This is a genomic window from Halanaerobium polyolivorans, assembly GCF_020711195.1.
Lineage (GTDB): Bacteria > Bacillota > Halanaerobiia > Halanaerobiales > Halanaerobiaceae > Halanaerobium > Halanaerobium polyolivorans.
Genome location: NZ_JAJFAT010000003.1, coordinates 172,125 through 196,229 on the forward strand (window position 1 = coordinate 172,125; position 24,105 = coordinate 196,229).

General features: G+C 33.5%; 23 protein-coding genes. 22 read left to right on the forward strand and 1 reads right to left on the reverse strand.

Annotated features, from left to right (window positions below; genetic code table 11):
• Nucleotides 1-10: 10 nt before the first annotated feature.
• From LJ207_RS03580 to LJ207_RS03615, 8 genes are all read left to right on the forward strand, one after another.
• Complete coding sequence (locus tag LJ207_RS03580; protein ID WP_229344143.1) at nucleotides 11-904, forward strand: PstS family phosphate ABC transporter substrate-binding protein; 894 nt, start codon at nucleotides 11-13, stop codon at nucleotides 902-904.
• A gap of 111 nt (nucleotides 905-1,015) precedes the next feature.
• Nucleotides 1,016-1,894: a phosphate ABC transporter permease subunit PstC gene (gene pstC, locus LJ207_RS03585; protein ID WP_229344144.1), complete on the forward strand. Its 879-nt coding sequence runs from the start codon at nucleotides 1,016-1,018 to the stop codon at nucleotides 1,892-1,894.
• Nucleotides 1,895-2,746, forward strand: coding sequence for a phosphate ABC transporter permease PstA (pstA, locus tag LJ207_RS03590; RefSeq protein WP_229344146.1), 852 nt, complete (start codon nucleotides 1,895-1,897; stop codon nucleotides 2,744-2,746).
• Nucleotides 2,747-2,761: 15 nt separating this feature from the next.
• Nucleotides 2,762-3,523: a phosphate ABC transporter ATP-binding protein PstB gene (gene pstB / locus LJ207_RS03595; RefSeq protein ID WP_229344147.1), complete on the forward strand. Its 762-nt coding sequence runs from the start codon at nucleotides 2,762-2,764 to the stop codon at nucleotides 3,521-3,523.
• A 32-nt stretch (nucleotides 3,524-3,555) separates the two neighbouring features.
• Complete coding sequence (gene phoU, locus LJ207_RS03600; protein ID WP_229344149.1) at nucleotides 3,556-4,206, forward strand: phosphate signaling complex protein PhoU; 651 nt, start codon at nucleotides 3,556-3,558, stop codon at nucleotides 4,204-4,206.
• A gap of 143 nt (nucleotides 4,207-4,349) precedes the next feature.
• Complete coding sequence (locus LJ207_RS03605) at nucleotides 4,350-6,077, forward strand: ABC transporter ATP-binding protein (RefSeq protein WP_229344151.1); 1,728 nt, start codon at nucleotides 4,350-4,352, stop codon at nucleotides 6,075-6,077.
• A gap of 24 nt (nucleotides 6,078-6,101) precedes the next feature.
• Nucleotides 6,102-6,527 carry a PspC domain-containing protein gene (locus LJ207_RS03610; protein WP_229344152.1) on the forward strand — a complete coding sequence of 142 codons (426 nt, stop codon included), beginning with the start codon at nucleotides 6,102-6,104 and terminating at the stop codon, nucleotides 6,525-6,527.
• Nucleotides 6,517-6,828, forward strand: a complete 312-nt coding sequence (locus LJ207_RS03615; RefSeq protein ID WP_229344154.1) for a LiaI-LiaF-like domain-containing protein — start codon at nucleotides 6,517-6,519, stop codon at nucleotides 6,826-6,828. The genes LJ207_RS03610 and LJ207_RS03615 overlap by 11 nt, the downstream gene beginning before the upstream one ends.
• A 1-nt stretch (nucleotide 6,829) precedes the next feature.
• Here LJ207_RS03615 and LJ207_RS03620 read toward each other — a convergent pair whose 3' ends face one another.
• The gene (locus tag LJ207_RS03620) at nucleotides 6,830-7,345 is read right to left on the reverse strand and encodes a biotin transporter BioY (protein ID WP_229344156.1); all 516 of its coding nucleotides are present in this window, start codon (nucleotides 7,343-7,345) and stop codon (nucleotides 6,830-6,832) included.
• A 171-nt stretch (nucleotides 7,346-7,516) separates the two neighbouring features.
• Here LJ207_RS03620 and ispE point away from each other — a divergent pair, with 171 nt between their 5' ends.
• The 14 genes from ispE to LJ207_RS03690 all read left to right on the forward strand — a co-directional run bounded on the left by ispE (nucleotide 7,517) and on the right by LJ207_RS03690 (nucleotide 23,431).
• Nucleotides 7,517-8,377: a 4-(cytidine 5'-diphospho)-2-C-methyl-D-erythritol kinase gene (gene ispE, locus LJ207_RS03625; protein ID WP_229344158.1), complete on the forward strand. Its 861-nt coding sequence runs from the start codon at nucleotides 7,517-7,519 to the stop codon at nucleotides 8,375-8,377.
• A gap of 98 nt (nucleotides 8,378-8,475) precedes the next feature.
• Nucleotides 8,476-8,892: a MerR family transcriptional regulator gene (locus tag LJ207_RS03630; protein WP_229344159.1), complete on the forward strand. Its 417-nt coding sequence runs from the start codon at nucleotides 8,476-8,478 to the stop codon at nucleotides 8,890-8,892.
• Complete coding sequence (gene glnA / locus LJ207_RS03635; RefSeq protein ID WP_229344161.1) at nucleotides 8,876-10,207, forward strand: type I glutamate--ammonia ligase; 1,332 nt, start codon at nucleotides 8,876-8,878, stop codon at nucleotides 10,205-10,207. The genes LJ207_RS03630 and glnA overlap by 17 nt, the downstream gene beginning before the upstream one ends.
• Nucleotides 10,208-10,230: 23 nt before the next feature.
• A complete protein-coding gene (locus tag LJ207_RS03640; protein WP_229344162.1) occupies nucleotides 10,231-10,767 on the forward strand; it encodes an ECF transporter S component in 537 nt (178 codons plus the stop codon).
• Between the two features lie 4 nt (nucleotides 10,768-10,771).
• The gene (locus tag LJ207_RS03645) at nucleotides 10,772-11,764 is read left to right on the forward strand and encodes an AIR synthase family protein (RefSeq protein WP_229344164.1); all 993 of its coding nucleotides are present in this window, start codon (nucleotides 10,772-10,774) and stop codon (nucleotides 11,762-11,764) included.
• Nucleotides 11,765-11,823: 59 nt separating this feature from the next.
• Complete coding sequence (locus LJ207_RS03650) at nucleotides 11,824-12,099, forward strand: SpoVG family protein (protein WP_229344165.1); 276 nt, start codon at nucleotides 11,824-11,826, stop codon at nucleotides 12,097-12,099.
• Nucleotides 12,100-12,334: 235 nt separating this feature from the next.
• Entirely contained in the window at nucleotides 12,335-13,705 is a 1,371-nt protein-coding gene (gene glmU, locus LJ207_RS03655; protein WP_229344167.1) for a bifunctional UDP-N-acetylglucosamine diphosphorylase/glucosamine-1-phosphate N-acetyltransferase GlmU, read from the forward strand.
• A 22-nt stretch (nucleotides 13,706-13,727) separates the two neighbouring features.
• Nucleotides 13,728-14,669, forward strand: coding sequence for a ribose-phosphate diphosphokinase (locus tag LJ207_RS03660; RefSeq protein WP_229344169.1), 942 nt, complete (start codon nucleotides 13,728-13,730; stop codon nucleotides 14,667-14,669).
• Nucleotides 14,670-14,819: 150 nt separating this feature from the next.
• The gene (locus LJ207_RS03665) at nucleotides 14,820-15,500 is read left to right on the forward strand and encodes a 50S ribosomal protein L25 (protein ID WP_229344170.1); all 681 of its coding nucleotides are present in this window, start codon (nucleotides 14,820-14,822) and stop codon (nucleotides 15,498-15,500) included.
• 63 nt (nucleotides 15,501-15,563) lie between these two features.
• The gene (pth, locus tag LJ207_RS03670) at nucleotides 15,564-16,121 is read left to right on the forward strand and encodes an aminoacyl-tRNA hydrolase (protein WP_229344172.1); all 558 of its coding nucleotides are present in this window, start codon (nucleotides 15,564-15,566) and stop codon (nucleotides 16,119-16,121) included.
• A 66-nt stretch (nucleotides 16,122-16,187) separates the two neighbouring features.
• On the forward strand, nucleotides 16,188-19,682 hold the full coding sequence (mfd, locus tag LJ207_RS03675) for a transcription-repair coupling factor (protein WP_229344174.1): 3,495 nt from the start codon (nucleotides 16,188-16,190) through the stop codon (nucleotides 19,680-19,682).
• Between the two features lie 76 nt (nucleotides 19,683-19,758).
• The gene (locus LJ207_RS03680; RefSeq protein ID WP_229344176.1) at nucleotides 19,759-21,384 is read left to right on the forward strand and encodes a putative polysaccharide biosynthesis protein; all 1,626 of its coding nucleotides are present in this window, start codon (nucleotides 19,759-19,761) and stop codon (nucleotides 21,382-21,384) included.
• 52 nt (nucleotides 21,385-21,436) lie between these two features.
• The gene (gene mazG / locus LJ207_RS03685; RefSeq protein ID WP_229344178.1) at nucleotides 21,437-22,282 is read left to right on the forward strand and encodes a nucleoside triphosphate pyrophosphohydrolase; all 846 of its coding nucleotides are present in this window, start codon (nucleotides 21,437-21,439) and stop codon (nucleotides 22,280-22,282) included.
• 21 nt (nucleotides 22,283-22,303) lie between these two features.
• On the forward strand, nucleotides 22,304-23,431 hold the full coding sequence (locus LJ207_RS03690) for a D-alanyl-D-alanine carboxypeptidase family protein (RefSeq protein ID WP_229344179.1): 1,128 nt from the start codon (nucleotides 22,304-22,306) through the stop codon (nucleotides 23,429-23,431).
• Nucleotides 23,432-24,105 lie beyond the last annotated feature (674 nt).

Here is a 24,105-nt window from a genome sequence, read left to right on the forward strand (position 1 = left end):
AAGTTAATTAATGAAAAAAGTATTGTTGATGAGTTTTATAATGTTTTTAATAGTTTCTGTTTTTGTACTACCTGTTCAGGCAAGGACTGCGTTTGAGATCAGAGGTTCAGACACCCAAGTTAACCTTACAGCTAATTTGGCAGAGGTATTTATGGAGATGAATAAAGATGCTGTTATATCTGTTACAGGTGGTGGTTCAGGTACAGGAATAGCTGCTATAATTAATAATCAGGTAAGTCTGGCCAATTCATCTCGAGAAATATCAGCAGCTGAGCTTGCTCAAGCACAAGAAAGAGGAGTTGAACCGGTAAGAATAGTAATTGCTTTAGACGGATTATCAGTAATAGTAAATGAAGATAATCCGCTCGAAGAGTTGACCGTTGATCAGATCGGTGCTATTTTTAGAGGTGAAATTACCAATTGGGCAGAACTGGGAGGAAATGACCAAGAAATTAGTCTTTATGGTCGCCAGAGTAATTCAGGAACTTATGTATTCTTCCGTGAGTATGTAGTTAAAGCTGATTATAGTGAAGATAAAATGAGAATGAATGGTAATGCGCAGATAGTTGAAGGAGTACTCAATGATAAATCTGCCATAGGCTATGTTGGGGTTGGTTATACTGCAGAAGATGGTAAAGTAAGAGATGGACTTAAAATAGTTAAGGTGGCCAAAGATGCTGATTCACCTTATGTAACACCATTAGATCCTACAAATGTTGCAGATGGTAGTTATCCAGTGGCTAGACCTCTCCACCACTATAGTAATGGTCTTCCAGAAGGAATGGTAAGAGAATATATAGAATTTGTTTTAAGTGAAGAAGGTCAGCAGGTTGCTGTAGATTCTGGATTTTATCCTATCACTGAAGAATATAGAGAAATAAACAGAAAAAATCTAGCTTGGTAAGAAAGAAACAATATAATATAGAGATTTATTGTTAAGAGGGAGGCTCTGCCTTCCTCATTGACATGTAATATTTATTTTATAAAATAAGAATTTATCTAAGGGGGTTGCAAAGTGAGAAGAGAAATTAGGGAAAAAGCAATTGAATTATTTTTTTTACTCAATAGTTTGGTTGTGATCATAGTTTTAATCGGAATATTTTATATACTTTTAAGTAATAGTATACCGGCTTTTAGAGAAATTGGTCTGAATGAATTTTTTACTTCAGCTCGCTGGAATCCAACTTCTTTTTCTAAAATAGAGTATGGAATCTTAAGTAAAATTGTCAGCACTTTAATGATAACCTTTGGAGCAATGATTTTTGCTGTGCCTCTAGGTGTAGCTACTGCTGCTTATTTATCAGAAATAGCTGATCCCAAAGTGAGACAAATTTTAAAACCAGTAATTGAAATTTTAGCTGGAATTCCTTCGGTTGTAATAGGTTTTTTAGGTATTGTTTTATTAGGACCTTATATTGCCAGAACTTTTAATTTGTCAAATGGTTTAAATGCTTTAAATGGTGCGATTTTACTTGCAATTATGTCACTACCAACAATTATTAGTTTATCAGAAGATGCTATTTCAGCAGTGCCTAAATCATATAAAAACGCCTCTCTTGCTTTAGGGGCAAGCCGCTGGCAGACTCTGGTCAAAGTAACAATTCCTTCGGCATTATCGGGGATAATTGCTGCAATTATGCTGGGGATGGGCCGGGCAATAGGAGAAACCATGACTGTATTGATGGCTACCGGAAATGCTCCAAGGATGCCTTCAAGTATATTTTCTTCACTACAAACGATGACTGCTACAATAGCAATTGAGCTGGGGGAAGTACCACATCATACAACTCATTATTATGCTTTATTTGCTATAGGTTTAGTCTTATTTGTGATGACATTTATTGTTAATTTGGTCTCAGATATAATACTTCATAAATATCAGGAGGTGGAGTAATTGGCTAAAGATTTAAAAGAAAAAATTGGTTTTTTTACTTTAAGATTATCTGCTTTATTAGTATTATTGATTCTTTTTATTATACTTTTCGATATTATTACTAAAGGTATATCTGTTATCAGCTGGGAATTTCTCTCTACTGCACCAAGAAGGAATATGACTGAAGGGGGTATATTTCCAGCAATTTATGGGACATTTCTTGTAACAATCATTACTGCTTTTGTTTCAGTTCCTTTAGGAGCTTTTGGAGCGATTTATTTAAATGAATATGCTAAAAAAGGCTGGATTACCAGATTAATTAGAATGGCAATAAGAAATTTAGCCGGGGTTCCCTCAATAGTTTTTGGACTCTTTGGGGTGGGAATATTTGTTGTTTTATTTGATTTTGGGCCTTCGATATTAAGTGCTGGCTTAACTTTAGCTTTGATGACTCTGCCGATAACTATAACTTCTAGTGAAGAAGCATTAAAAACCGTACCTCGTTCTTATAGAGATGGCTCTTTAGCTTTAGGGGCTACTAAATGGCAGACAATTAAAAATAATGTCTTACCAGTTGCTTTACCAGGGATGTTAACCGGTTCAATTTTAGGGCTGGCCCGAGCTGCTGGAGAAACAGCACCAATCTTATTTACCGGAGCTGCTTTTTTCCTTCCTTATCTACCGGATTCAATATTCAGTCAGTTCATGGCACTGCCTTATCATTTATATATATTGGCAACTCAACACCATTCAATCTCAACTGTAAGGCCAATTGCATATGGAACTGCACTTGTTTTAATCACTTTAGTTTTAATAGTTAATATGGCAGCTATAATTGTGAGAAATAAATTAAGGAATAAATATAAAAGATAAATGGAGGGATAAAAGATGGAGAATCAATACAAGCTAGAAGTAAAAAACCTGGATTTTTATTATGATAAATTTCAGGCTTTAAATGATATAAATATGAAAGTTCCTGCTAAAAAAATTACCGCTCTAATTGGGCCTTCAGGTTGTGGAAAATCAACTTTTTTAAGAACAATAAACAGAATGAATGATCTGATTGAAAATACCCATTTGACAGGAGAAGTTCTTTTTGATGGAAATAATATTTACGCGGAAAAAGTAGATGTTGTAGAATTAAGGAAAAAAATCGGGATGGTTTTTCAGCAGCCCAATCCATTTCCTAAATCTATTTATGATAATATAGCCTATGGGCCTAGGATGCATGGCCTTAAAAATAAGGAAAAATTAGAAGAGCTGGTTGTAGAAAGCTTAAAAAAAGCTGCTCTTTTTGATGAAGTAAAAGATCGGCTTGATAAATCAGCTTTAAGTTTATCAGGTGGTCAACAACAGAGGCTCTGTATAGCCAGAGCTTTAGCAGTAAAACCGGATATATTATTAATGGATGAGCCGGCTTCTGCCTTAGATCCAGTTGCAACAGCCAAAATAGAAGATTTGATTGCAGACTTAAAAAATAATTATTCAATAGTAATTGTAACCCACAGTATGCAGCAGGCAGCTCGAGTTTCTGATAATACAGCTTTTTTTCTAATGGGAGAATTGATAGAATATGATACTACTGAAACAATCTTTGAAAATCCAAGTGATCAAAGAACCGAAGATTATATTACTGGACGTTTTGGCTAAAAAAATCATTTAAATATTAGGAGGTATTTAATGTGAATGATTCTAGAAAATCTTTTCATAAAGAATTAAAAGAACTTGAAAATGAGATGTTAAAAATGGGCAGTATAGTTGGTGAAAGCATTCAAAATAGCATAGAGGCTCTGATTAAAAAAGATCTTAAATTAGCTGAACAAATTATTAAAGAAGATGATATTATAGATGATTATGAAGTTCTTTTAGAAGAGAAATGCACAAGATTAATTGCGCTTCAGCAGCCTGTAGCCATAGATTTGCGAAAAATAATTGTTATCTCTAAACTTGCTACTGATTTAGAGAGAATAGGTGATAATGCTTCTAATATAGCCTATAGGGTAAAAGAAATAGCAGCTGATCAACACATTATAGAGATGTCTCAACTTTCAGAGATGAGCAGTCTTGTGGTTAAACAGTTAAAAGACAGCCTTAAATCTTTTGTTGATATGGATATAGAATTAGCTAAAAATGTAGTTGAGAATGATTTAAAAGTTAATAAATATGATAAAGAGTTTAAAGCTGAATTGATCAAAAAAATGAGTAAAAATTGTAAGCAGATAGCTCAAGGGACTTCTTTAATGTTTATCAGCCGTTTTTTAGAAAGAATTGGTGACCATTCTACCAATATATGTGAACGTACTATTTATATGAAAACAGGTAAAAGGCTATAATATGATTTTGGATTCTCTCCAGTCTGGATAAAAATTAAAAAGATTAATTTTTTTAGATGTCAAGTTTTTTGGCATCTTTTCTTTTGCAAAATTATATCTACTGTGATAAAATTTTTATTTAGACAATAAAGGAGGATTCTCTAATGTTAAGGCAGTTTGCAGCTTATTATAAAAATCACTGGAAGCTATTTTTAGTGGATATTGTCTGTGCATTTTTGATGTCCAGTCTGGATTTAGTTTTTCCAGTTTTTATACAGCGGTTGATTGATAACCACTTTCCTAATCGGGATCTTAATATGATTTTTAGAATAGCTCTGATTTTATTAGGGCTATATATACTGAGATATATCTTTCAATATATAGTTCATTATTGGGGGCATGTGGTGGGGATTAGAATGGAAACAGATATGCGCTCAGAAATTTTCACCCATCTGCAAAAATTATCTTTTAAATTTTATGATAACAATAAAGTAGGTTATTTAATGTCAAGGGTGGTAAATGATTTAAATAATATGTCTGAGCTTGCTCATCATGGGCCAGAAGATATTTTCATTTCTTCAATGCTTTTAATTGGTTCTTTCATTATTTTAATCAACATGCACTGGCAGCTAGCCTTAATTACTTTTGCTTTAATCCCTGTAATGTTTATTTTTTCAGTTAAACTTGGAGAAAAAATGTATGAAGCACTAAAGGTTATTAGAGAAAAAATGGCGGAAGTTAATGCAATTGTAGAAGATAGTTTAAGTGGGATCAGGGTTGTAAAGTCTTTTACCAATGAGGAGTATGAAAACGAAAAATTTTGTGAGGGTAATCATAATTACCGCCGTTCACGCGAATATGCCATGAAGAATATGGCCAAATTTCATTCTGGAATGAATCTATTTATTAATTTAATTAGATTACTTACTTTATCTGCAGGTGGTTATTTTATTTATCTTGGTTCTTTAACTACCGGGCAAATGGTTGCTTTTCTCTTTTATGTAAACATGTTTATGGATCCGATCAAAAGGCTGGTTAATTTTAATGAACAGTTTCAAAGAGGAATGTCTGGTTTTAGCCGCTTTAGAGAACTATTAGCTGTTGATCCGGAAATTGTTGATAAAAAGGATGCTCTTGAATTAAAAGATGTAGATGGTAGAATTGAATATAAAGACTTAACTTTTGCTTATGATAATCAGGAAAAAGTACTGGAAAATATAAATATAAATATAGAACCAGGCAAAACTGTAGCCTTTGTTGGTCCATCAGGGTCAGGAAAATCAACTTTAACAAAGCTTTTGCCCAGGTTTTATGAAATAGATTCGGGAAGTCTTTCTATAGATGGAACAGATATCAGAGAATTTAAATTGGCTTCTCTGCGTAAAAAGATTGGTATTGTTCAGCAGGATGTATTCTTATTTAATGGTACAGTTAGAGAAAACATAGCTTATGGGAGTCAAAATGCAAGTGATGAAGAAATCACAAAGGCTGCCAAAAAAGCTAATGCAGATCAATTTATAATTAATTTGACTAATGGATATGAGACTAATATTGGTGAAAGAGGAGTTAAGTTATCAGGTGGGCAAAAACAGAGAATTTCTATTGCCAGATCTTTTCTTAAAAATCCGCCAATTTTGATCTTAGATGAGGCAACTTCGTCACTTGATAATGAAAGTGAAAGAATTATTCAAGAATCATTAGAAAAACTCGCAGAGGGTAGAACTACCCTGGTCATTGCTCACCGGCTTTCAACTGTTATTAATGCTGATCAGATCATTGTTCTGACTGATGATGGTATTGTTGAACGGGGTCGACACCAAGAGTTGATTAAAGAAGGCGGCACATATGCTAAATTATATAATGAGGAATTTAGAACAGATTTAGCTGGATAATTATATTAAGAAAGGAAGTTTCTAATGGCTAAAAATTTATACCGTTCTCGTGATGATAGGATGATTGCTGGAGTTTGTGGGGGAATAGCCGAATATTTTAATGTAGATTCTTCACTTATTAGATTAGCATTAGTCTTTATTTTTCTTTTCCGGGGGATTGGTTTGATTGCTTATTTGATCGCCTGGTTGGTTATTTCAGAAGAGCCCAGATATGAAAAAAGTGAAGAGGTTGAAGCAGACTATTATCTTGAAGAAGATGAAGAAAAAGCAGCAGAAGCAGAAGAAAAAAGCAATAAAAGGCAAAAACTTTTTGCTCTTCTTTTAATAATAATCGGTTCTTTGTTTTTAGTTGATATCTGGCTGCCTAATATATATTGGCAGAGATACTGGCCTATAATTTTGATCGCAGCTGGATTTATGCTTTTAAAGGGGGATAATAATGACAGATAATAGAAGCCAAAACATCCTTGGTCTGGTATTGATTATAACTGGGATTATATTTTTAGGAGAAACACTTGGTATCTATCGATTTAATTTAGCTCTTTTTATCAGAAGTTATTGGCCGGTTATCTTAATTATCTATGGACTGCATGTCCTGCTTCAGAATAGTTCTTTTTGGTTTTTAGTGCCGCTGTTGATTATTATTGCTGCCGGGTTTTTAATCTATCTATTAATTAATCAGGGGCCTGTACCAGAAATGCCTATGTTTAGGCACAGAATGTTTAATTTTAGTACTTTACCTTTTATTTAATTTAATAATTTCTGAGCCTTTTTTCTAGGATTGGAGCCAGAATCATTACAAGAATTATTTTGAATATATCACCTGGGATAAAAGGTATTACTGTCATACTTAAAGCTGCCGGGATTTCTGTACCTGTAATTAAAATAAAATAAGTGCTTCCAATTATGTAATTGCTTAAAACTGCAGCTGCATAAATAAAAAAGTTTTTCTTTTCCTGATTGTAATAATGTCCTGCTATCCAGGCTGCTGTAATAAAACTAATTAAAAAACCTCCGGTTGGTCCTGCAAGTACACCAAGACCACCCCGTCCACCAGAAAAAATAGGTAGTCCAGCAGCTCCCAGGAGTAAATAAGTGATCTGTGAGAGTGCTCCATATTTTTTGCCCAATAAACGACCTGACAAGATCACAAAAAATGTTTGCAGGGTTATTGGAACAGGGGAAAAGGGGAGTGGAATTATTAAATAAGCTCCAACTGCGGTTAATGCTGTCATTAAGGCAGCTTTAATCATTTTATTTGTTTGCATTTTTAATCTCTCTCCTTTAAAATTATTAATTTATCTGACTAATGGTCAGATTATTAAAAATAATGTTATCATAAAAAAATAAAGTTTTAAAGCAGAAATTAGCTTTGCTTTTTAATTATAATCTTTAGTATAATAAATTTAAAGTTTAATTATTGGATTGGGGGAGATAAATTGAAGGAATTATATGTTAATGCTCCAGCAAAAATTAATTTAGCCTTAAAAGTAGCAGGTTTGAGAGATGATGGTTATCATGAAATCAAAACTATTTTTCAGAGTATATCACTTGCAGATAGAATTAAATTAAAGAAAAGAAGTGGGGGAATTGTAGTAAAAAATTCAACGGTTGAACTTCCCACTGATGAAGAAAACTTAGCTTATCAGGCTGCTGAGATTTTTTTTGCAGAAAATGATATAGCTGGTGGGGTGGAAGTTTATATTCAAAAAAACATCCCAATAGCGGCTGGCCTAGCTGGTGGAAGTACAGATGCTGCAGCTGTGATGAGAGCACTTTATGATCTCTATGAGCTTGAATATGATTGTTCTGAACTTAGAACTCTTTTAGCTCAAATAGGTTCAGATGTGCCTTATTGTCTTGAAGGTGGAACCGTATATGCTCAGGGTAGGGGAGAAAAGCTTGAATTTTTACCCTTTATTGGAGAAAAAGATATTTTAATTGTTACTCCTCAATTTTGCATACCTACTCCTGAAATCTATAGTCTTTATGACCAAATGAAGATTAAAAATAACTTTGATTTTGATAAATTACTGCAAAATATTAAAGCAGATGAAAAAATAAACTGGGATTTAGATTACAAAAACGATCTGGAAGCTCCGGCTAAAAAAATCTGTCAAGATATTAAAGATATAAAAGATATAATCAAGAAAACAGCAGCCGAATTTTATTTAATGTCTGGTAGTGGGCCAACTGTATTTGCAGTTTACAAAGATAGATCTAGGGCAGAAAAAGTTGCAGCTCGCTGGCCCCGAAAAAATGATTTCATAAGAGTTGTTAAAACCATCGACAGATACTAGAAATATATCTCTGCGAAAAGCTGACATATAATTGACATAAGATATTATTAATGTTATAATTTCTGCGACAAATAATAAATCTGGGAGAAGTGTTAATTATGAAAAGCGATAAAAATATTACAATGAAAGAGGCAAAAAGAAGAACCGGATTGAGCTCAAGACAAATTCGTTACTATGATGAGCAAGATTTGATTTTTCCTGAACGCAGCAGCGGTAATCAAAGGCTTTTTTCGGAAAGTGATATCAAAGTACTTGAAAAAATAAAGGAGCTTTTAGCTCAGGGTAACAGTATAGAAACAATAAGGTCTAAAATAACTGCTCCGGAAATTGAGGAAGATCTGAGTGAAGATGATTATCAGGCTCTAGATTATGATGATTCTTTTAATAAATATGGAGGTGCAGATTTAGATTCACTGTACCCTGTTTCCAATCGCTCAGCTTTACTTAAAAAACTTTCTTTAATTAACAAAACGAAATCTCCTGAGGGGGAAAGCAAAGATGGCAAAAAAGACTAAAGATGAAATATTAAGATTAGCCGAAGAAAAAGATGTAGAATTTATTAGATTACAGTTCGTAGATATTTTGGGGATTTTAAAAAATGTTGCAATCACAATTGAACAGCTTCCTGCAGCATTAGATGGTAAAATAATGTTTGATGGTTCTTCGATCGAGGGTTTTACTCGTATCCATGAATCCGATATGTATTTGAGGCCTGATTATGACACTTTTGTAATATTTCCCTGGACAACAAATGGTGGCCATACTGCGAGAATGATGTGTGATATTTATACACCTGATGGTGAGCCTTTTGCAGGCTGTCCTAGAGGAACTTTAAAAAATGTAATGGCTGAAGCTGCAGAAATGGGTTTTGAAATGTTCGCAGGTCCTGAACCAGAATTCTTTTTATTTGAAAAAGATAAGGCAGGAAACCCTACTACTAAAACCCATGATAAGGGAGGCTATTTCGATCTTTCACCGGTAGATCTTGGTGGTGATGCTCGTCGGGACACTGTATTAGCTTTAAAAGATATGGGCTTTGAAGTAGAGGCTGCTCACCATGAGGTTGCTCCTGGTCAGCATGAAATTGATTTTAAATATACTGATGTTTTAAGAACAGCAGATAACATAGCAACATTTAAATTCGTTACCAAAATAATTGCTATGCAGCATAACCTACATGCTACTTTTATGCCAAAACCTATTCATGCAGAAGCAGGTTCTGGTATGCATGTTAACCAATCTCTATTTAAAGAGGGAGAAAATGCTTTTTATGATCCACAAGGAGAAATGGGCTTAAGTAAAATTGCTTATCACTATATTGGAGGGCTTTTAAAACATGCTAAAGCAACTACAGCAGTTTTAAATCCTACCATAAACTCTTATAAACGCCTTGTACCTGGTTATGAAGCACCGGTATATATTTCCTGGTCAGGTCAGAATAGAAGTGCTCTGGTTAGAGTACCATCTGCGAGAGGAAATGCAACCAGGGTAGAATTAAGAAATCCTGATCCAACTGCAAATCCATATCTTGCCTTAGCAGTAATGTTAAAAGCTGGTCTGGATGGCATTAAAAATGAGATAGATCCTGGTGAACAGACCCTTGATAATATTTATGATATGAATTATCAGCAGAGGAAAAAACGTGGTATTGTTAGTTTGCCTAACAATATTATGGAAGCTGTTAATTATCTGCAAAAAAGTCAGTTGATGCGGGAAACACTAGGTGAACATATTTTTGAGCATTTAATTGAAGCTAAAAAAATAGAGTGGTCTGTTTATAAAAAGCAGGTCCATAAGTGGGAGATAGATCAATATCTTACAACTTATTAGAGATTGTTTAGGAGGTAATTGTTTTGGAAAATAGAGAAAACATCCAGCAAAAGCTTAAAAAATTGGATTTTAAAAATATGGATACCAGAATCATTTCTTTTCTGGCTCTATTTATAGCTTTTACTGCTGTAGCAACTTATCTGCATATTCCTGGACCCAGCAGCTCTTATTTTAACCTTGGGGAAGTAGCAATTTATACAATCGCCCTTACCTTTGGCCCTAAAGCAGGTGGAATAGCTGGAGGAGTTGGCTCAGCTTTAATGGATTTAATATTAGGTTATTCTATTTGGGCACCTTTTACTTTTGTGATTAAAGGTCTGGAAGGTTATGTTGTGGGGAAAATAGCACATAAAGAAGGCGAGACAAAATTTAACAGAAATATCTTAGCTATAGCTGCTGGTGGAAGCATTATGATTATTGGTTATGCTCTAACAAAGGCTTATTTATTAAGCTGGGCATTTGTACCACCAGAAATTGTTATTGATTTAGCTCAAATGATAACAGGTGGTGTTGTAGCAATACCTCTTTCTCATCATTTGAATAATTATTTTAGGAAGTGATAACTTGAAAATTGGAAAATTGGCAGGAAATGAATTAAAAGAAATAATTTTAGATAAAATAGATCATTTTAGAGCAGATGTACTACTTGGAGCTGGCCCTGGGGAAGATAGTGCGGTTGTAGATTTAGGAGATTTTATGCTGGTAGTTAGTTCTGATCCGATTACAGGAGCAGAAAAAAATGCCGGGTTTTTAGCTGTCAATGTAGCTTGTAATGATCTTGCGGCTGCTGGAGCAGAACCATTTGGAGTACAGGTCGTACTATTATTTCCACCTTATTTGAATAAAAAAGCTACCGAAGAAATAATGGAAGAGATAGTGGTTACAGCCAAAAAGATGAATATAGAGGTTTTGGGTGGACATACAGAAATAACTGATTTAGTCAAAAAGCCAATAATTACTGTAACAGCACTAGGTAAAGCTGATAAAAATGAACTTACTTCAAGTGCTAATGCCAAAGCTGGTGATGACTTATATATTTCAAAAGGAATGGGAATCGAAGGAAGTTATATTTTAGCCAATGATTATCAGGATTATTTACTTGAACAGGGTGTCAGCCAAAAAGCCATTGATACCGTTTGTGCTTACTTAAATAGAATTAGTGTTATGGATGAAAGTAGAATTGCCAGGAAAAACGGAATCCGGGCTATGCATGATGTTACAGAAGGTGGTGTCTATGGTGCTATTGCAGAGATGGCAGCTGCCTCCGATTTGGGTTATATTATAGATAAGGATAATTTTTATGTTGAAGCAGCAGTAGATGAGATCTGCAGCAAATTAAAGATGGATCCTGCAGCTTTAATTTCTTCAGGTACAATGTTAATGGCTGTTCCTGAAACTTTAGATATCAAAAAGATTTTTAAAGATAGTTCTATCGAGGTATATAAAGTAGGCAAGCTGATCGAAAAGGGTAGATATATTATTGAAAATGGAGAAAAAAAGAGTTTTGAAAGACCCCCTAAAGATGAACTGTGGAAATTTATAGAAAAAATTACATAAAAGCCTTGACAAATGAAATAAATGGTAATATACTGTAATTACTAAAATATTCCAAAGGGGTGTATCAATTGCAAATTACAGATGTCAGGGTATTTCCGGTTGAGATTAATGGAAGTTTGGTGCAGGCTTATGCAACTGTAACTTTTGATGATTCTTTTGTAGTCAGGGACCTGAGGATTATAGAGGGGAAAAACGGAGTTTTTGTTTCAATGCCGGCACGGAGGAAAAGAAATGGGGAATACTCAGATATCTGTTTTCCTATTTCAGCTACTTTAAGGGAGACATTAGATAAGGCTGTTTTGACTAAATATGATGAGGATTTGCTTGAAGCATAATTAAATAAATTTTGGTATCGCAAAAGCACTATTCTTTTCTGGGGGGGAATAGTGCTTTCTGCATCTTGACAATAATTACTTTCTCTGTTATACTTCAAGCGATTAAAGAACTATCATGGCATATTAATGTCCATATTTACTAAAAAGCTATAATTTTGAGCTTAATTAAATTTAAAAAAACTTAAATTAATGATATAATTTATTTATACTAATAAATCGATTTTGGAGGGATTTTATGGCTGAACTATTAACTATCATTTTAGCTGCAGGTAAAGGAACACGAATGAAGTCTGATAAAATTAAAGTTTTACATAAAGTGGCCGGTAAGGAAATCATTAAACATGTTATTACAACTCTTGATGATTTTGACGGTCAAATAGTTAATGTTATTGGTTATCAAAAAGATATTGTGCAAAAAGAATTAGAAAAAATAGATAATGAGAATTTAGAATTTGTAGTCCAGTCTAAACAACTTGGTACTGGTCATGCTGTTAAACAGGCAGAAAAATATATAGATGCTCATTCTGGTCCGGTTTTAATCTTATATGGAGATACTCCTTTATTAAGAAAAGAAAGTATTTCTGATTTTGTTAAAGCACATAAAAATAGGGATTCAGATTTAAGTGTTTTAACTGCTTCAGTTTCCGATCCCCATGGTTATGGAAGAATAGTTAAAGACAAATTCGGCAATTTAACTGCCATAGTGGAAGAAAAAGATGCAGATCCTGAACAGAAAATGATTAAAGAAATAAATAGTGGTGTTTATTGTGTTGACAGCAAATTATTGAGTTCTTTCTTGAAAAATTTAGATAATGACAATGCTCAGCAGGAATATTATTTAACCGATATTATTTCCTATTCTGTGCAAAAAGGGAAAAATATTAATACTTATCAATTAGCTGATTCTGATGAAATTATAGGAATAAATACCAGAAGACAGCAGGCCGAAGCTGAAAAAATATTAAGACAGCGGATTATAGATAAGCACCTAGATAATGGTGTGACTATTATTGATCCTCAAACAAGCTATATTGATGCTGAAGTTGAGATCGAAAAAGATGTGATTATTTATCCTTTCAATTATATAGAAGGTAAAAGTAAAATTGCTAAAAATACGGTTATAAATCCACATTGCAGATTAAAAAATGCAGAGATAGCTTCTGATGTAGAAATACTTTCAAATACAATAATTAAAGATAGTAAAATTGGTCAGAAGACAAGAGTTGGACCTTTTGCTTATATTAGACCCGGGTCTAAAGTAGCAGATAATTGCAAAATTGGAGATTTTGTAGAACTTAAAAAAGCAGAAGTTAAAAGTGGGGCTAAAGTTCCTCATTTATGTTATGCAGGAGATGCAGAAATTGGAGAAAGAACTAATATTGGTGCTGGTACAATTTTTGCTAATTATGATGGAGTTAATAAACACAAAACAGTAATTGGTAAGGATGTTTTTATAGGCAGTGATTCGATTTTGATTGCTCCACTTAAAATTGGAGATAATGCCAAAACAGCAGCAGCTTCTGTGGTTACCAAAGACATAAGTGCCAATACAACTGTGATGGGAGTACCTGCTCGTATATATAAAAGCAAAAGAGAAGATGAATAACTAAAAAATGGGGGGCTTGAAGATGTCAAGTTACAGTGAACAGCTAAAAATCTTTTCTGGAAATGCTCATCCTAAATTAGCAGAAGATCTTTGTGATTATTTAGGAACAGAATTAGTTAATGCAGAAGTTAGTCGTTTTAAAGATGGGGAAATTAAAAGCAGGATTTTTGAAACAGTCAGAGGGGCAGATATTTTTGTAATTCAACCTACAGCACCACCTGTGAATGAGAATTTAATGGAATTACTTGTTATTATTGATGCTTTAAGAAGAGCATCAGCCAGAAGAATTACAGCTGTAATGCCTTATTATGGTTATGCCAGGCAGGATAGAAAAGCAAATCCCAGAGATCCTATTACTTCAAAACTGGTTGCTAACTTATTAACCCAAGCTGGAGCTAGAAGAGTACTGTCGATTGATTTTCATGCTCCACAAATCCAGGGTTTTTTCGATATCCCTGTTGATCATCTTTATGCTTCACCAATAATGGTAGATTATTTTAAAGATTATGATCGTTCTGATCTGATTGCGGTTGCTCCAGATGTTGGTTCAGTAAAAAGGGTAAGGTCTTTTGCTGAAAGTTTAAATATACCTATGGCGATTATTGATAAACGCAGACCTAAAGCTAATGTCGCTGAGGTTATGAATATAATTGGAGAAGTTGAAGCTAAAAATGTGATTTTGCTGGATGATATTATTGATACAGCTGGCACAATTACTGAGGCTGCAAAAGTATTAAAAGAAAAAGGAGCAAAAGAGGTTTATGCTTGTTGTACACATGCACTTTTTTCTGGACCTGCAGTTGAGCGCTTAAAAAATGCTCCAATCAATAAAATTGTAGTTACTAATACAATTGATCAAAAAGAGAATGGACTTGACAATGTAGAAGTTTTATCAGTTGCACCCTTAGTTGGAGAGGCTATAGACCGTATTTTTAAAGATTTATCAGTAAGTGTATTATTCTAATTAAGATTTTAAGCAAACAATTCAATAAAAAGCTTGCTCATAATAATCTTTAATGTTATAATAAAATTTGTTATGTCTTATTTAACGTAAACCTGTCAGTTTAAAGTATAGACTGGCTTACAATTTAATTTATGCAAGGAGAGGATAGTCATGGAGAGACATTCTATTGAAGTTGAACTTAGGACGGAAAGTGGAAAAGGAGTTGCCCGTAAAATAAGAAGAGACGGCAAAATTCCTGGTGTTGTTTATGGAAGAGGAAAAGAAGCGAAATCTATTAAATTAGACCCATCAGATATCGAGAAATTATTATTTTCAAATGCAATTATCGATTTAACAATTGCTGAAGATGATGGAGAAGAATCAACTGTAATTATAAAAGACTTTCAAAAAAGTGTTATTAAAAGAGAGTTGCTTCATGTTGATTTTCAGTATATTTCTATGGATGAAAAAATCACTGTTTCTGTACCATTACATCTAGAAGGTACAGCAGCTGGAGTACATGATGGTGGAGTATTACAGCAGCTATTACGTAATGTTGATATTGATGCATTGCCTGCTGAAATCCCATCTGAAGTTACTATTGATATTTCAGAATTAGGAATAGGAGATTCTTTATCAGCTGCTGATCTTGATTTACCTGAAGGTATTGATTTAATAACTGATAGTGATGAAGTAATTGTAACAGTTGTTACACCTACTGAACTAAGCGAAGAAGATGAAGAAGAAGAGGAAGAAGAATTCTTAGAGCCAGAAGTTATCGGTGAAGAGGATGAAGAAGAAGGCGAAGAAGCAGCAGAAGAAGAGGAAGAAAAAGATTATCAAGAATATTAAAAGCAAATAAGATGAGTGCGGTCAGCTGACTGCGCTCAGATTTGTTTTATGGAGGTTTAATGGTTGAAGGTAATAGCTGGCCTGGGTAATCCAGGCGAAAAATATGCCCGGACTAGACATAATATTGGCTTTATGATTACTGCTGAACTTGCCAAAAAATATTCTGTAAACAGCAGCTATAAATTCGATGGTCTCTATGGAGATTATTTTTTTGCTGGGGAAAAAATCATAATTTTCCAACCTATGAAATATATGAATAGAAGCGGCCAACCTATAGCAAAATTGTTAAGGTATTTTGACATTGATATCGAGGACCTTTTGGTGATTCACGATGACCTTGATTTAGATCTGGGGAAAATCAGGTTTAAAAGAAATGGTAGTAGTGGAGGCCATAATGGAATTAATTCTATTATAAATCGACTTGAGACCAGGGAATTTAAAAGGTTAAAAGTTGGTGTGGGAAGACCTCCTGAAAATATAGCTGTAAGAGATTATGTTTTAACAACTTTTCAGGGTGAAGAGAAAAAAATTCTCAGTGAGGTAATTGATAAATCAGTTTCAGCAGTTGAATTAATGTTAAAAGAGGATATAGTTAGAGCTATGAATATGTATAATGGATAATTAGGCCCGTACATTTTATGTAGGGGCTCTTTTGCCATTATATATATATTAAGGAGACATTTGTAAATGGATTTTAAAAGTCTATTATTAAAAGATAAAAAATTTAAAAAGCTTGTAAAAAATCTTGACTCACCTGACTATGACATTTCAGGTCTAAAAGGGAGTAGTCTGTCTTTTTTTGCAGCTAATATTCTGGAAAAAGCAGAAAGTAATATTGTTTTTTTTCTGCCTGATAATTACTATTTGCAGCAGATGCAGGAAGATTTGTTAAGATTGCTGCCAGAAAAAGGCTTTTTAGTTTTTCCAGAAGAAGAAATATTGCCTCATGAGCAGTTGATGTCTGATTTGACTACAATTAGTGAGAGAACTAAGGTTTTAACAGAATTAGTTTTTGCCGATAACTTAGATAAAAAAATAATTTTAACAACACCAGCTGCAGTATTTAAAAAATTAACCCCGCAGGCAACTTATAAAACTAAAAGTATTTATCTTGAAGAAGGAAGCGAAGTAGATTTAAAAAATATAAAAAGCCGCTTATTTTCATTGGGATATAAGAGAGAAGAAATGGTTGAGGCACCAGGTCAATACAGTATCCGAGGTGGAATCATTGATGTTTTCACCTTATTAGATGAACAACCTTTTAGAATAGAACTCTTTGGAGATGAGGTTGATTCAATTAGAAAAATTGATCTTTCTGCCCAAAGATCTAAGGAAGAGGTTAAAAGTATTATCATCCCTCCTTTTGCCAATATTATTGTCGATGATGAGGTTGTTGACAGAGCATATCCTCGTCTAGAAAAATCATATGAGCAGGCAGTAAAAAATCTAAAGCAAAAAGGACTTTCTGAAGAAGCTAAATATTTGCATGAGAAATCAAAAAAGTTACTGGAAAAATTTAAAGAACAGCACCGTTTCCCCGGTTTTGAGCAATTTCTCCATTATTATTATCCAGAAGCAGATAGTTTTTTTGATTATTTATCTGAGACAACAATTTTTAGACTAAGACCGGATAAAATAAAAAAAGTGAGCCGCAATAATTATCAAGAGATTCTTGATAGTTACAAAAATTTATTAAAACAGGGGATAATTTTACCAGACTATATTGATAATTTTCTTTCTCCCGAAAAAATTAAGCAAAAAATTGAAGCAAATAAAGTTATTGATATTAAAACTGATTTTGATGAAAAATCAGCTGCTAAAAAAGATATTCATTTTAATGTTAAATCTTTAGAATCTTTTCACGGCCAGCTGGAATTATTTGCGGAAAAAGTTCATGATCTACTTAAGAAGAAATATAAAATTGCAGTTACATTAAATTCTGCTGCTAAAAAAAGACGCTTAAAAATGTTTTTAGAAGACAAAGGCTATGCTGTTGCAGATGATTTTTCTGAGGCTAGAATCAGAATATTTGCTGATAGTTTAGGAGAAAGCTTTATATTTAGTGATATTAAGCTGGCAGTTTTTAGTGATAAAGAAGTTTTTGGCAGTGAACAAAAAAGAAAAAGAAAAATCGGTGACTTTGAAGAAGGTATAGAAATATCCAGTGTTAATGATCTTATCTCTGGAGACTATGTTGTTCATGAAAACCATGGTATAGGTAAATACCTTGGAGTTAAAACTTTAGAAATACAGGGCCAGCACAAAGATTATCTTGTTTTAAAATATGCTGGAGAAGATAAATTATATGTACCAACTGACAAAATAAATCTAGTTCAAAAATATATCGGTTCAGATTCTGCTGCTCCCAAATTATATAAACTGGGTAGTAGTGACTGGAAAAAAGTTAAGCAAAAAGTAGAAGAATCAGTAAAAGAGATGGCAATTGGACTACTGGAGCTTTATGCAGAGCGGGAAACCCTTAAAGGATATCAATTCTCTGAAGATGATGTCTGGCAGAAAGAGTTTGAAGATGCTTTTCCTTATGAAGAAACTCCAGATCAAAAAGAAGCAATAAAAGAAGTTAAATCTGATATGGAGTCAAAACAGCCAATGGACCGATTACTCTGTGGAGATGTGGGATATGGGAAAACAGAAGTTGCCATTAGAGCAGCTTTTAAAGCAGCTTTAGATGGAAAACAAACTGCTGTCTTAGTACCCACAACTATTTTAGCCCAACAACATTTCAATACTTTTGAAGAGAGAATTGCAGATTTTCCAATTAGAATTTCTATGTTAAGTCGTTTTAAAACCAAGGCAGAACAGAGAAAAACCTTAAAAGAGCTGATCAAAGGAGAGGTGGACATAGTTATTGGAACTCACCGCCTTTTATCTAAAGATGTAATATTTGATGATTTAGGTTTATTAATTATTGATGAAGAACAGCGTTTTGGGGTAAGTCATAAGGAAAAGCTTAAAGATATTAAAAGAAATGTTGATGTTTTAACTTTAACGGCTACTCCTATTCCAAGAACCCTCCATATGGCATTAGTTGGGGTTAGAGATATGAGCTTAATTGAAACCCCACCAGAAAATCGTTACCCTATTAGAACTTTTATTAAAGAAAAAAATCATGAACTAATTGCTGGAGCTGTTAGAAGAGAATTGGCTCGTCAAGGACAAATATATTTTGTTCATAATAGAGTAGAAGATATCGAAAAAACTGCCGGCAAATTACAAAAAATTGTCCCTGAAGCTAAGATTGCTGTAGCTCATGGTCAAATGAGAGAAAAAAGATTAGAAAAGATAATGTATGATTTTTATCATCATAAATTTGACCTTCTGGTTTGTACAACAATTATTGAAACAGGTCTTGATATCCCAAATGTTAATACTATAATAATTAATCATGCTGATAAAATGGGCTTATCTCAGCTATATCAATTAAGAGGTCGAGTTGGAAGAACCAATAGAATTGCTTATGCTTATTTGCTTTATCAAAGAAATAGAATTTTAGCAGAAGTAGCTGAAAAACGGCTTGAGGCAATTAAGGAGTTTACTTCACTTGGCTCAGGATTTAAAATAGCAATGAGAGATTTAGAAATAAGAGGTGCTGGTAACCTGTTAGGGCCAGAACAGAGTGGTCACATTGCAGCAGTTGGTTTTTCACTTTATACCAAACTTTTAGAAGGTACTATCGAAGAATTAAAAGGTGAAAAGAAAGCCAATAAAATTACAGTTGAAGTTGATCTTAGTCTTGATGCATATATTCCAGATGATTATATTAACTATGAAGCTCGCAAGATAGAGATTTATAAAAAAATCAGAGATATTAATTCTGCAGCAGATGCGGTAGATGTTATTGATGAACTTATCGATCGTTTTGGTGAACCTCCTCAAGAGGTTATGCGGTTGATTAATACAGCTCGCTTGAAGATTTTGGCCCAGAACTTAAAAATGAATTTAATCAGACAGGAAGGAAAAAATATTCGCTGTCAGTTCATTAATTCTAAGGTTGTTAAAGGAAGAGATTTAGTTGAGTTAAGTAATGAATATCGCAAAAAAATCAAAATAAAATCTGCTAAAAAACCACAAATTATAATAAAGACTACTCAGTCAGAAGAAGTTGATAAGGAATTATTAAAAATACTGCAGGATTATAAAAATATTGTTGACAATAATTAATTGGATCAACTTTAGGGTTGGAATTCTACCTGTAAATATAAATTGTTATTAAAATGATTACTAAAGGGTGAAGTCTATGCAAGAAAAAAATAAAAATAGCTTCATTAAAGGGGCCGCTATTTTAACTGCTGCTGGTATGGCTGCTCGGGTAATGGGTTTTGTCTATAGAGTTGTATTAACCAGAATTATAGGTGCAGAGGGAATGGGACTATATCAAATGGCCTATCCTATCTATACAATTTTGCTGGTTGTTTCTAGATCAGGGATCCCAATTGCTCTAGCTAAACTGATCGCAGATAGAATTGCTTCTGACAAAAAGAAAGAAGCCTATAAAACTTTTATTGTTGCTCGTCGGATGAGCATTATAATCGGCTTATCGGTTTCATTAATCATGGCTGTTTCTGCAAAACCTTTAATAAATCTTCTTTCTTTAGATCCTAGATCATATTATGCAGTTCTGGCAATTTCACCTGCCATTTTTGTAGTTTCTATTATGGCTGCCTATAGAGGTTTTTTTCAGGGTTTACAGGATATGGTTCCTACTGCTATTTCTCAAATTATAGAGCAATTTGTTAGAATGTTTACTATGATTTTGCTGGTAGTATTATTAGCTCCCCATGGCTTGGAATTTGCAGCAGCTGGGGCTAGCTTTGGTGCTGTTACAGGTGCTGGAGGTGGACTATTGATTCTTTTGTTTATTTATCACAAAAGGAGAGAAAAAATATTTCAATTTTTATCCACCGGAAAAGATTCTTTAGATATCAAATCAGTGAGAATAGCCAAAAAAATTGCTTCTTTGGGGGTCCCGATAACTTTAGGTGCTTTAGTCTTACCACTAATGAGTTTAGTAGACCTAATATTTGTTCCCAATCGCTTGCAGACAGCTGGTTATCTTGTTAATGAAGCAACAGCTTTATATGGGATGTTTTCTGCAGTGGCAATGCCTTTAGTTAATTTCCCGACAATAATAACCGTTTCCTTATCAGCCAGTCTTGTTCCTGCTATTGCCGAAGCATTTGCAAAAGAAAAAAATGAACTAATTAAACATCGGGTTCAAACTGCACTGAGGTTAACAATCTTAATCGGCTTGCCTGCTGCAGTTGGTTTATATTTATTAGCTTTACCGATTACCGATATTATATTTTCTGAACCTGGTGCAGCAGTTCCCTTAAGGTTTGTTGCCTGGGGAGTATTATTCATCGCCCTCCAGCAAACAAGTACAGGGATTCTAAATGGAGTAGGAAAAACTGCTATTCCTGCCCGTAATTTGATGATCGGAGCTGTGTTTAATGGTTTTATCAATTATACCTTAACTGCCATACCTAGATTTGGCATCAGGGGTGCTGCCTTAGGAACTACAACCGGCTTTGCAATTGCCGCTTTTTTAAATCTATATCATGTTAAAAAGGAAAGTGGCTTTAAAATTCAAGTTAAGGCAATGATTATTAAACCATTAACTGCCATAATTGTGATGTCAGTTTTTGTTAAAGCAGCCTATTATTTTGGTTTGAACTTTTTAAATAGATATAATGTTGCTTATGCTTATCAGATAAATACTTTTGCAGTAATTATTTTTGCCTCTTTTATTTATTTTATAACTCTGTTATTATTAAAGGAGATAAAGTATAATGATTTAGCTGTTTTGCCTGTATTTGGCAAAAAATTAGCTGATTTCTTAAAAAAGGTAGCTTTAATTGATTAAATTATGAATTCAAACAAGCTTTTTGCAAATAAGCTGAAGGAGGCTTTATTAGATGAGCAAGGCAAATATTGATAATAAAACTAAAAATAAAATTTTAAGTGAATTAGATAAATTGATTGATGTCATGGCTTTATTAAGGGGTCCAAATGGATGTCCCTGGGATAAAAAGCAGGATTATCACTCAATTAAAGAGAATATAATAGAAGAGGCCTATGAAGTAGTAGAAGCTCTAGAAAAAAATGATATTAAAGCTTTTAAAGAAGAATTAGGTGACTTATTATTACAGGTCGTTTTTGAGGCTCAAATGGCTTATGAAGAAGGTGATTTTGATTTAGGTGATGTAAGCAAAACACTGAGGGAGAAATTGATCCGTAGACATCCCCATGTATTTGAAGGTCTTGAGGTAAGTGGTTCTGAAGAAGTACTTCATAATTGGGAGGAAATTAAAAAAGAAGAAAAAAAAGATATAGTTAAATCTTTAATGGACAATTCCAGTCAGGGTCAATCTGCTTTAAATCAGGCTTATGAAGTTCAAGCAATAGCTGCTGAAGTAGGTTTTGATTGGGATGATTTAGAGCCAGTTTTAAATAAAATTGAGGAAGAATTAAATGAAAGTAAAGAAATTATTTACTCAGAAAGAGATAAGCAAAAATCTTTGCCAAAAAAAGAACAATTGGAATCAGAAATTGGAGATTTGCTATTTGCAGTTGTAAATTTGGCTAGGTTTGAGAATATTAATCCGGAATTAGCATTACTTAAAACTGTTTTAAAATTTAAAAGAAGATTTAAATTTATTGAAGAGTCAATTGAAGCCAATAACTTAAGTTTTGATAACTATAGCTTAGATGAATTAGATGAATTTTGGCAGCAGGCAAAAGAAAAAGAAAAGCAAATTTAAACTATTCACAGGAGGAAAAAAATGAACAAAAAACATATAGTATTTATACTGATATTTACAATGATATTTTCAATAGCTGGGACTTATGTTTCTGCTTTTGATGTTGATATGGAATCAGCTATTTTGATTGAGGCAGAAACTGGTCAGGTTTTATTTGAAAAAAATGCTGATCGCGAGCTCCCACCAGCAAGTATGACAAAAATAATGCCGCTATTAATTGCGATGGAAAAACTTGAAGAAGGAGCTATTTCTTTAGATGATAAAGTAACTATAAGTAGATATGCTGCTTCAATGGGTGGATCGCAAATATTTTTAGCTGCTAATACCCAGGTAGAATTAGAAAAATTACTTAAAGCTGTAACTATTGCTTCTGGAAATGATGCCAGTGTGGCAATCGGAGAATATATAGCAGGTACCTACAGTAATTTTATTGCGATGATGAATCATAGGGCAGAAGAATTAGGCATGGAAAACACTAATTTTTCCAATTCAACTGGTTTACCAGATCCCAATAATTATTCTACAGCCAGAGATATTGCAATTATGTCGAGAGAACTGGCTAAATATCCTTTGGTTTTACAGTGGGGATCAATCTGGACTGAAAACATCCAACTACCTGGACGGGAAGCTATGTTAGTTAATACCAATCGCTTAATCAATGTATATCCAAGTATGGATGGTTTAAAAACTGGTCATACTAGAGAAGCAGGTTTTTGTTTATCTGCAACAGCCCAGAAAGGTAATACTAGATTAATATCAGTTGTGATGCAGGGAGATACATTAGCCCAAAGAGAAGATAATACAATCAGATTATTAGATTATGGTTTTAATGCATTTTCAAAAAGAGAGGTTGCTACTGCAGGAGATCAAATACAAAATATACCTGTAAACCAATCAGCTAATCAAGTTGCTGCAGGAGAAATAGAAGAATCTTTTTATGTGATGGTTCAAAAAGGTTCTGAAAGAGATATTACTCAAGAAATTAAAATCGATGATAATTTAGAAGCACCATTATTAAAAGGAGATAGAATTGGAAGACTGGTTGTTTATCGTGGAGAGAACGAAATTGGGTCGGTTAATATTTTAGCCTCTGAAGATATTGATAGAGCAAATATTTTTGTTAGACTTTGGAGATCTGTTTTCAACTAAAACAACTTATACTTTTAGGAGCACAAGCTAAATTAGCTCAAAAGCGAGGAGCAGGACTTTCTTTTGAGATGATTTAGCTTTTTTCTTGCCTTTTGATTGACATAAGACTTAGTTCATGTTAAGCTATTAAAGGTTGTAATACAAGTGGAAAAAACTTAAATTTTCTTTTTGTAAATCTGCTCTAAACCCTTGACAAAAGAGGGGATAAGTGTTAAGATAATATATGTCGCTGAAAAGCCTTTTTGCTTTTTTGAAGAGACAAAAAATTATTTAAAAATACTCCTTGACAAAGCTAGAGAGTATTGATAAGATAATAAACGTCGCATAGAAAAAGCACAAAAAAACAAGTTCTTTTGAGCAGTAAAAATAATCAATTTTTTTGCAAAAAGTTCTTGACAAACAACAGTAGCATTGATAAGATATTAAATGTCGCTGTTAAAAGCAGAAGCGACAAATCTTCACGAAAAAAGAAGATTAGAGCGCTGCCCTCGATGGGCAAGTACAGAGCCAACAATGCGCAATATAAATAAGGCTCAGTGCGACGGCCTCAATGGCCTAGCAAGGCGCCATCCTTTTGTATATAGAAGAAGGCGCGTATGAACCTTGAAAATTAAACAGCAAGCCAACGTTAATATACTTTGAGTGTTAAAACTTAAAAGTAATTATTAGTTTAA

Coding starts and splice junctions, on each gene's coding strand:
- LJ207_RS03660 (WP_229344169.1), top strand. CDS start 13,728: ATGTCAAGTTACAGTGAACAGCTAAAAATCTTTTCTGGAAATGCTCAT.
- LJ207_RS03620 (WP_229344156.1), bottom strand. CDS start 7,345: ATGCAAACAAATAAAATGATTAAAGCTGCCTTAATGACAGCATTAACC.
- LJ207_RS03610 (WP_229344152.1), top strand. CDS start 6,102: ATGGCTAAAAATTTATACCGTTCTCGTGATGATAGGATGATTGCTGGA.
- LJ207_RS03580 (WP_229344143.1), top strand. CDS start 11: ATGAAAAAAGTATTGTTGATGAGTTTTATAATGTTTTTAATAGTTTCT.
- LJ207_RS03680 (WP_229344176.1), top strand. CDS start 19,759: ATGCAAGAAAAAAATAAAAATAGCTTCATTAAAGGGGCCGCTATTTTA.
- LJ207_RS03630 (WP_229344159.1), top strand. CDS start 8,476: ATGAAAAGCGATAAAAATATTACAATGAAAGAGGCAAAAAGAAGAACC.
- mfd (WP_229344174.1), top strand. CDS start 16,188: ATGGATTTTAAAAGTCTATTATTAAAAGATAAAAAATTTAAAAAGCTT.
- glmU (WP_229344167.1), top strand. CDS start 12,335: ATGGCTGAACTATTAACTATCATTTTAGCTGCAGGTAAAGGAACACGA.
- LJ207_RS03605 (WP_229344151.1), top strand. CDS start 4,350: ATGTTAAGGCAGTTTGCAGCTTATTATAAAAATCACTGGAAGCTATTT.
- LJ207_RS03690 (WP_229344179.1), top strand. CDS start 22,304: ATGAACAAAAAACATATAGTATTTATACTGATATTTACAATGATATTT.
- LJ207_RS03615 (WP_229344154.1), top strand. CDS start 6,517: ATGACAGATAATAGAAGCCAAAACATCCTTGGTCTGGTATTGATTATA.
- pstB (WP_229344147.1), top strand. CDS start 2,762: ATGGAGAATCAATACAAGCTAGAAGTAAAAAACCTGGATTTTTATTAT.
- glnA (WP_229344161.1), top strand. CDS start 8,876: ATGGCAAAAAAGACTAAAGATGAAATATTAAGATTAGCCGAAGAAAAA.
- mazG (WP_229344178.1), top strand. CDS start 21,437: ATGAGCAAGGCAAATATTGATAATAAAACTAAAAATAAAATTTTAAGT.
- LJ207_RS03665 (WP_229344170.1), top strand. CDS start 14,820: ATGGAGAGACATTCTATTGAAGTTGAACTTAGGACGGAAAGTGGAAAA.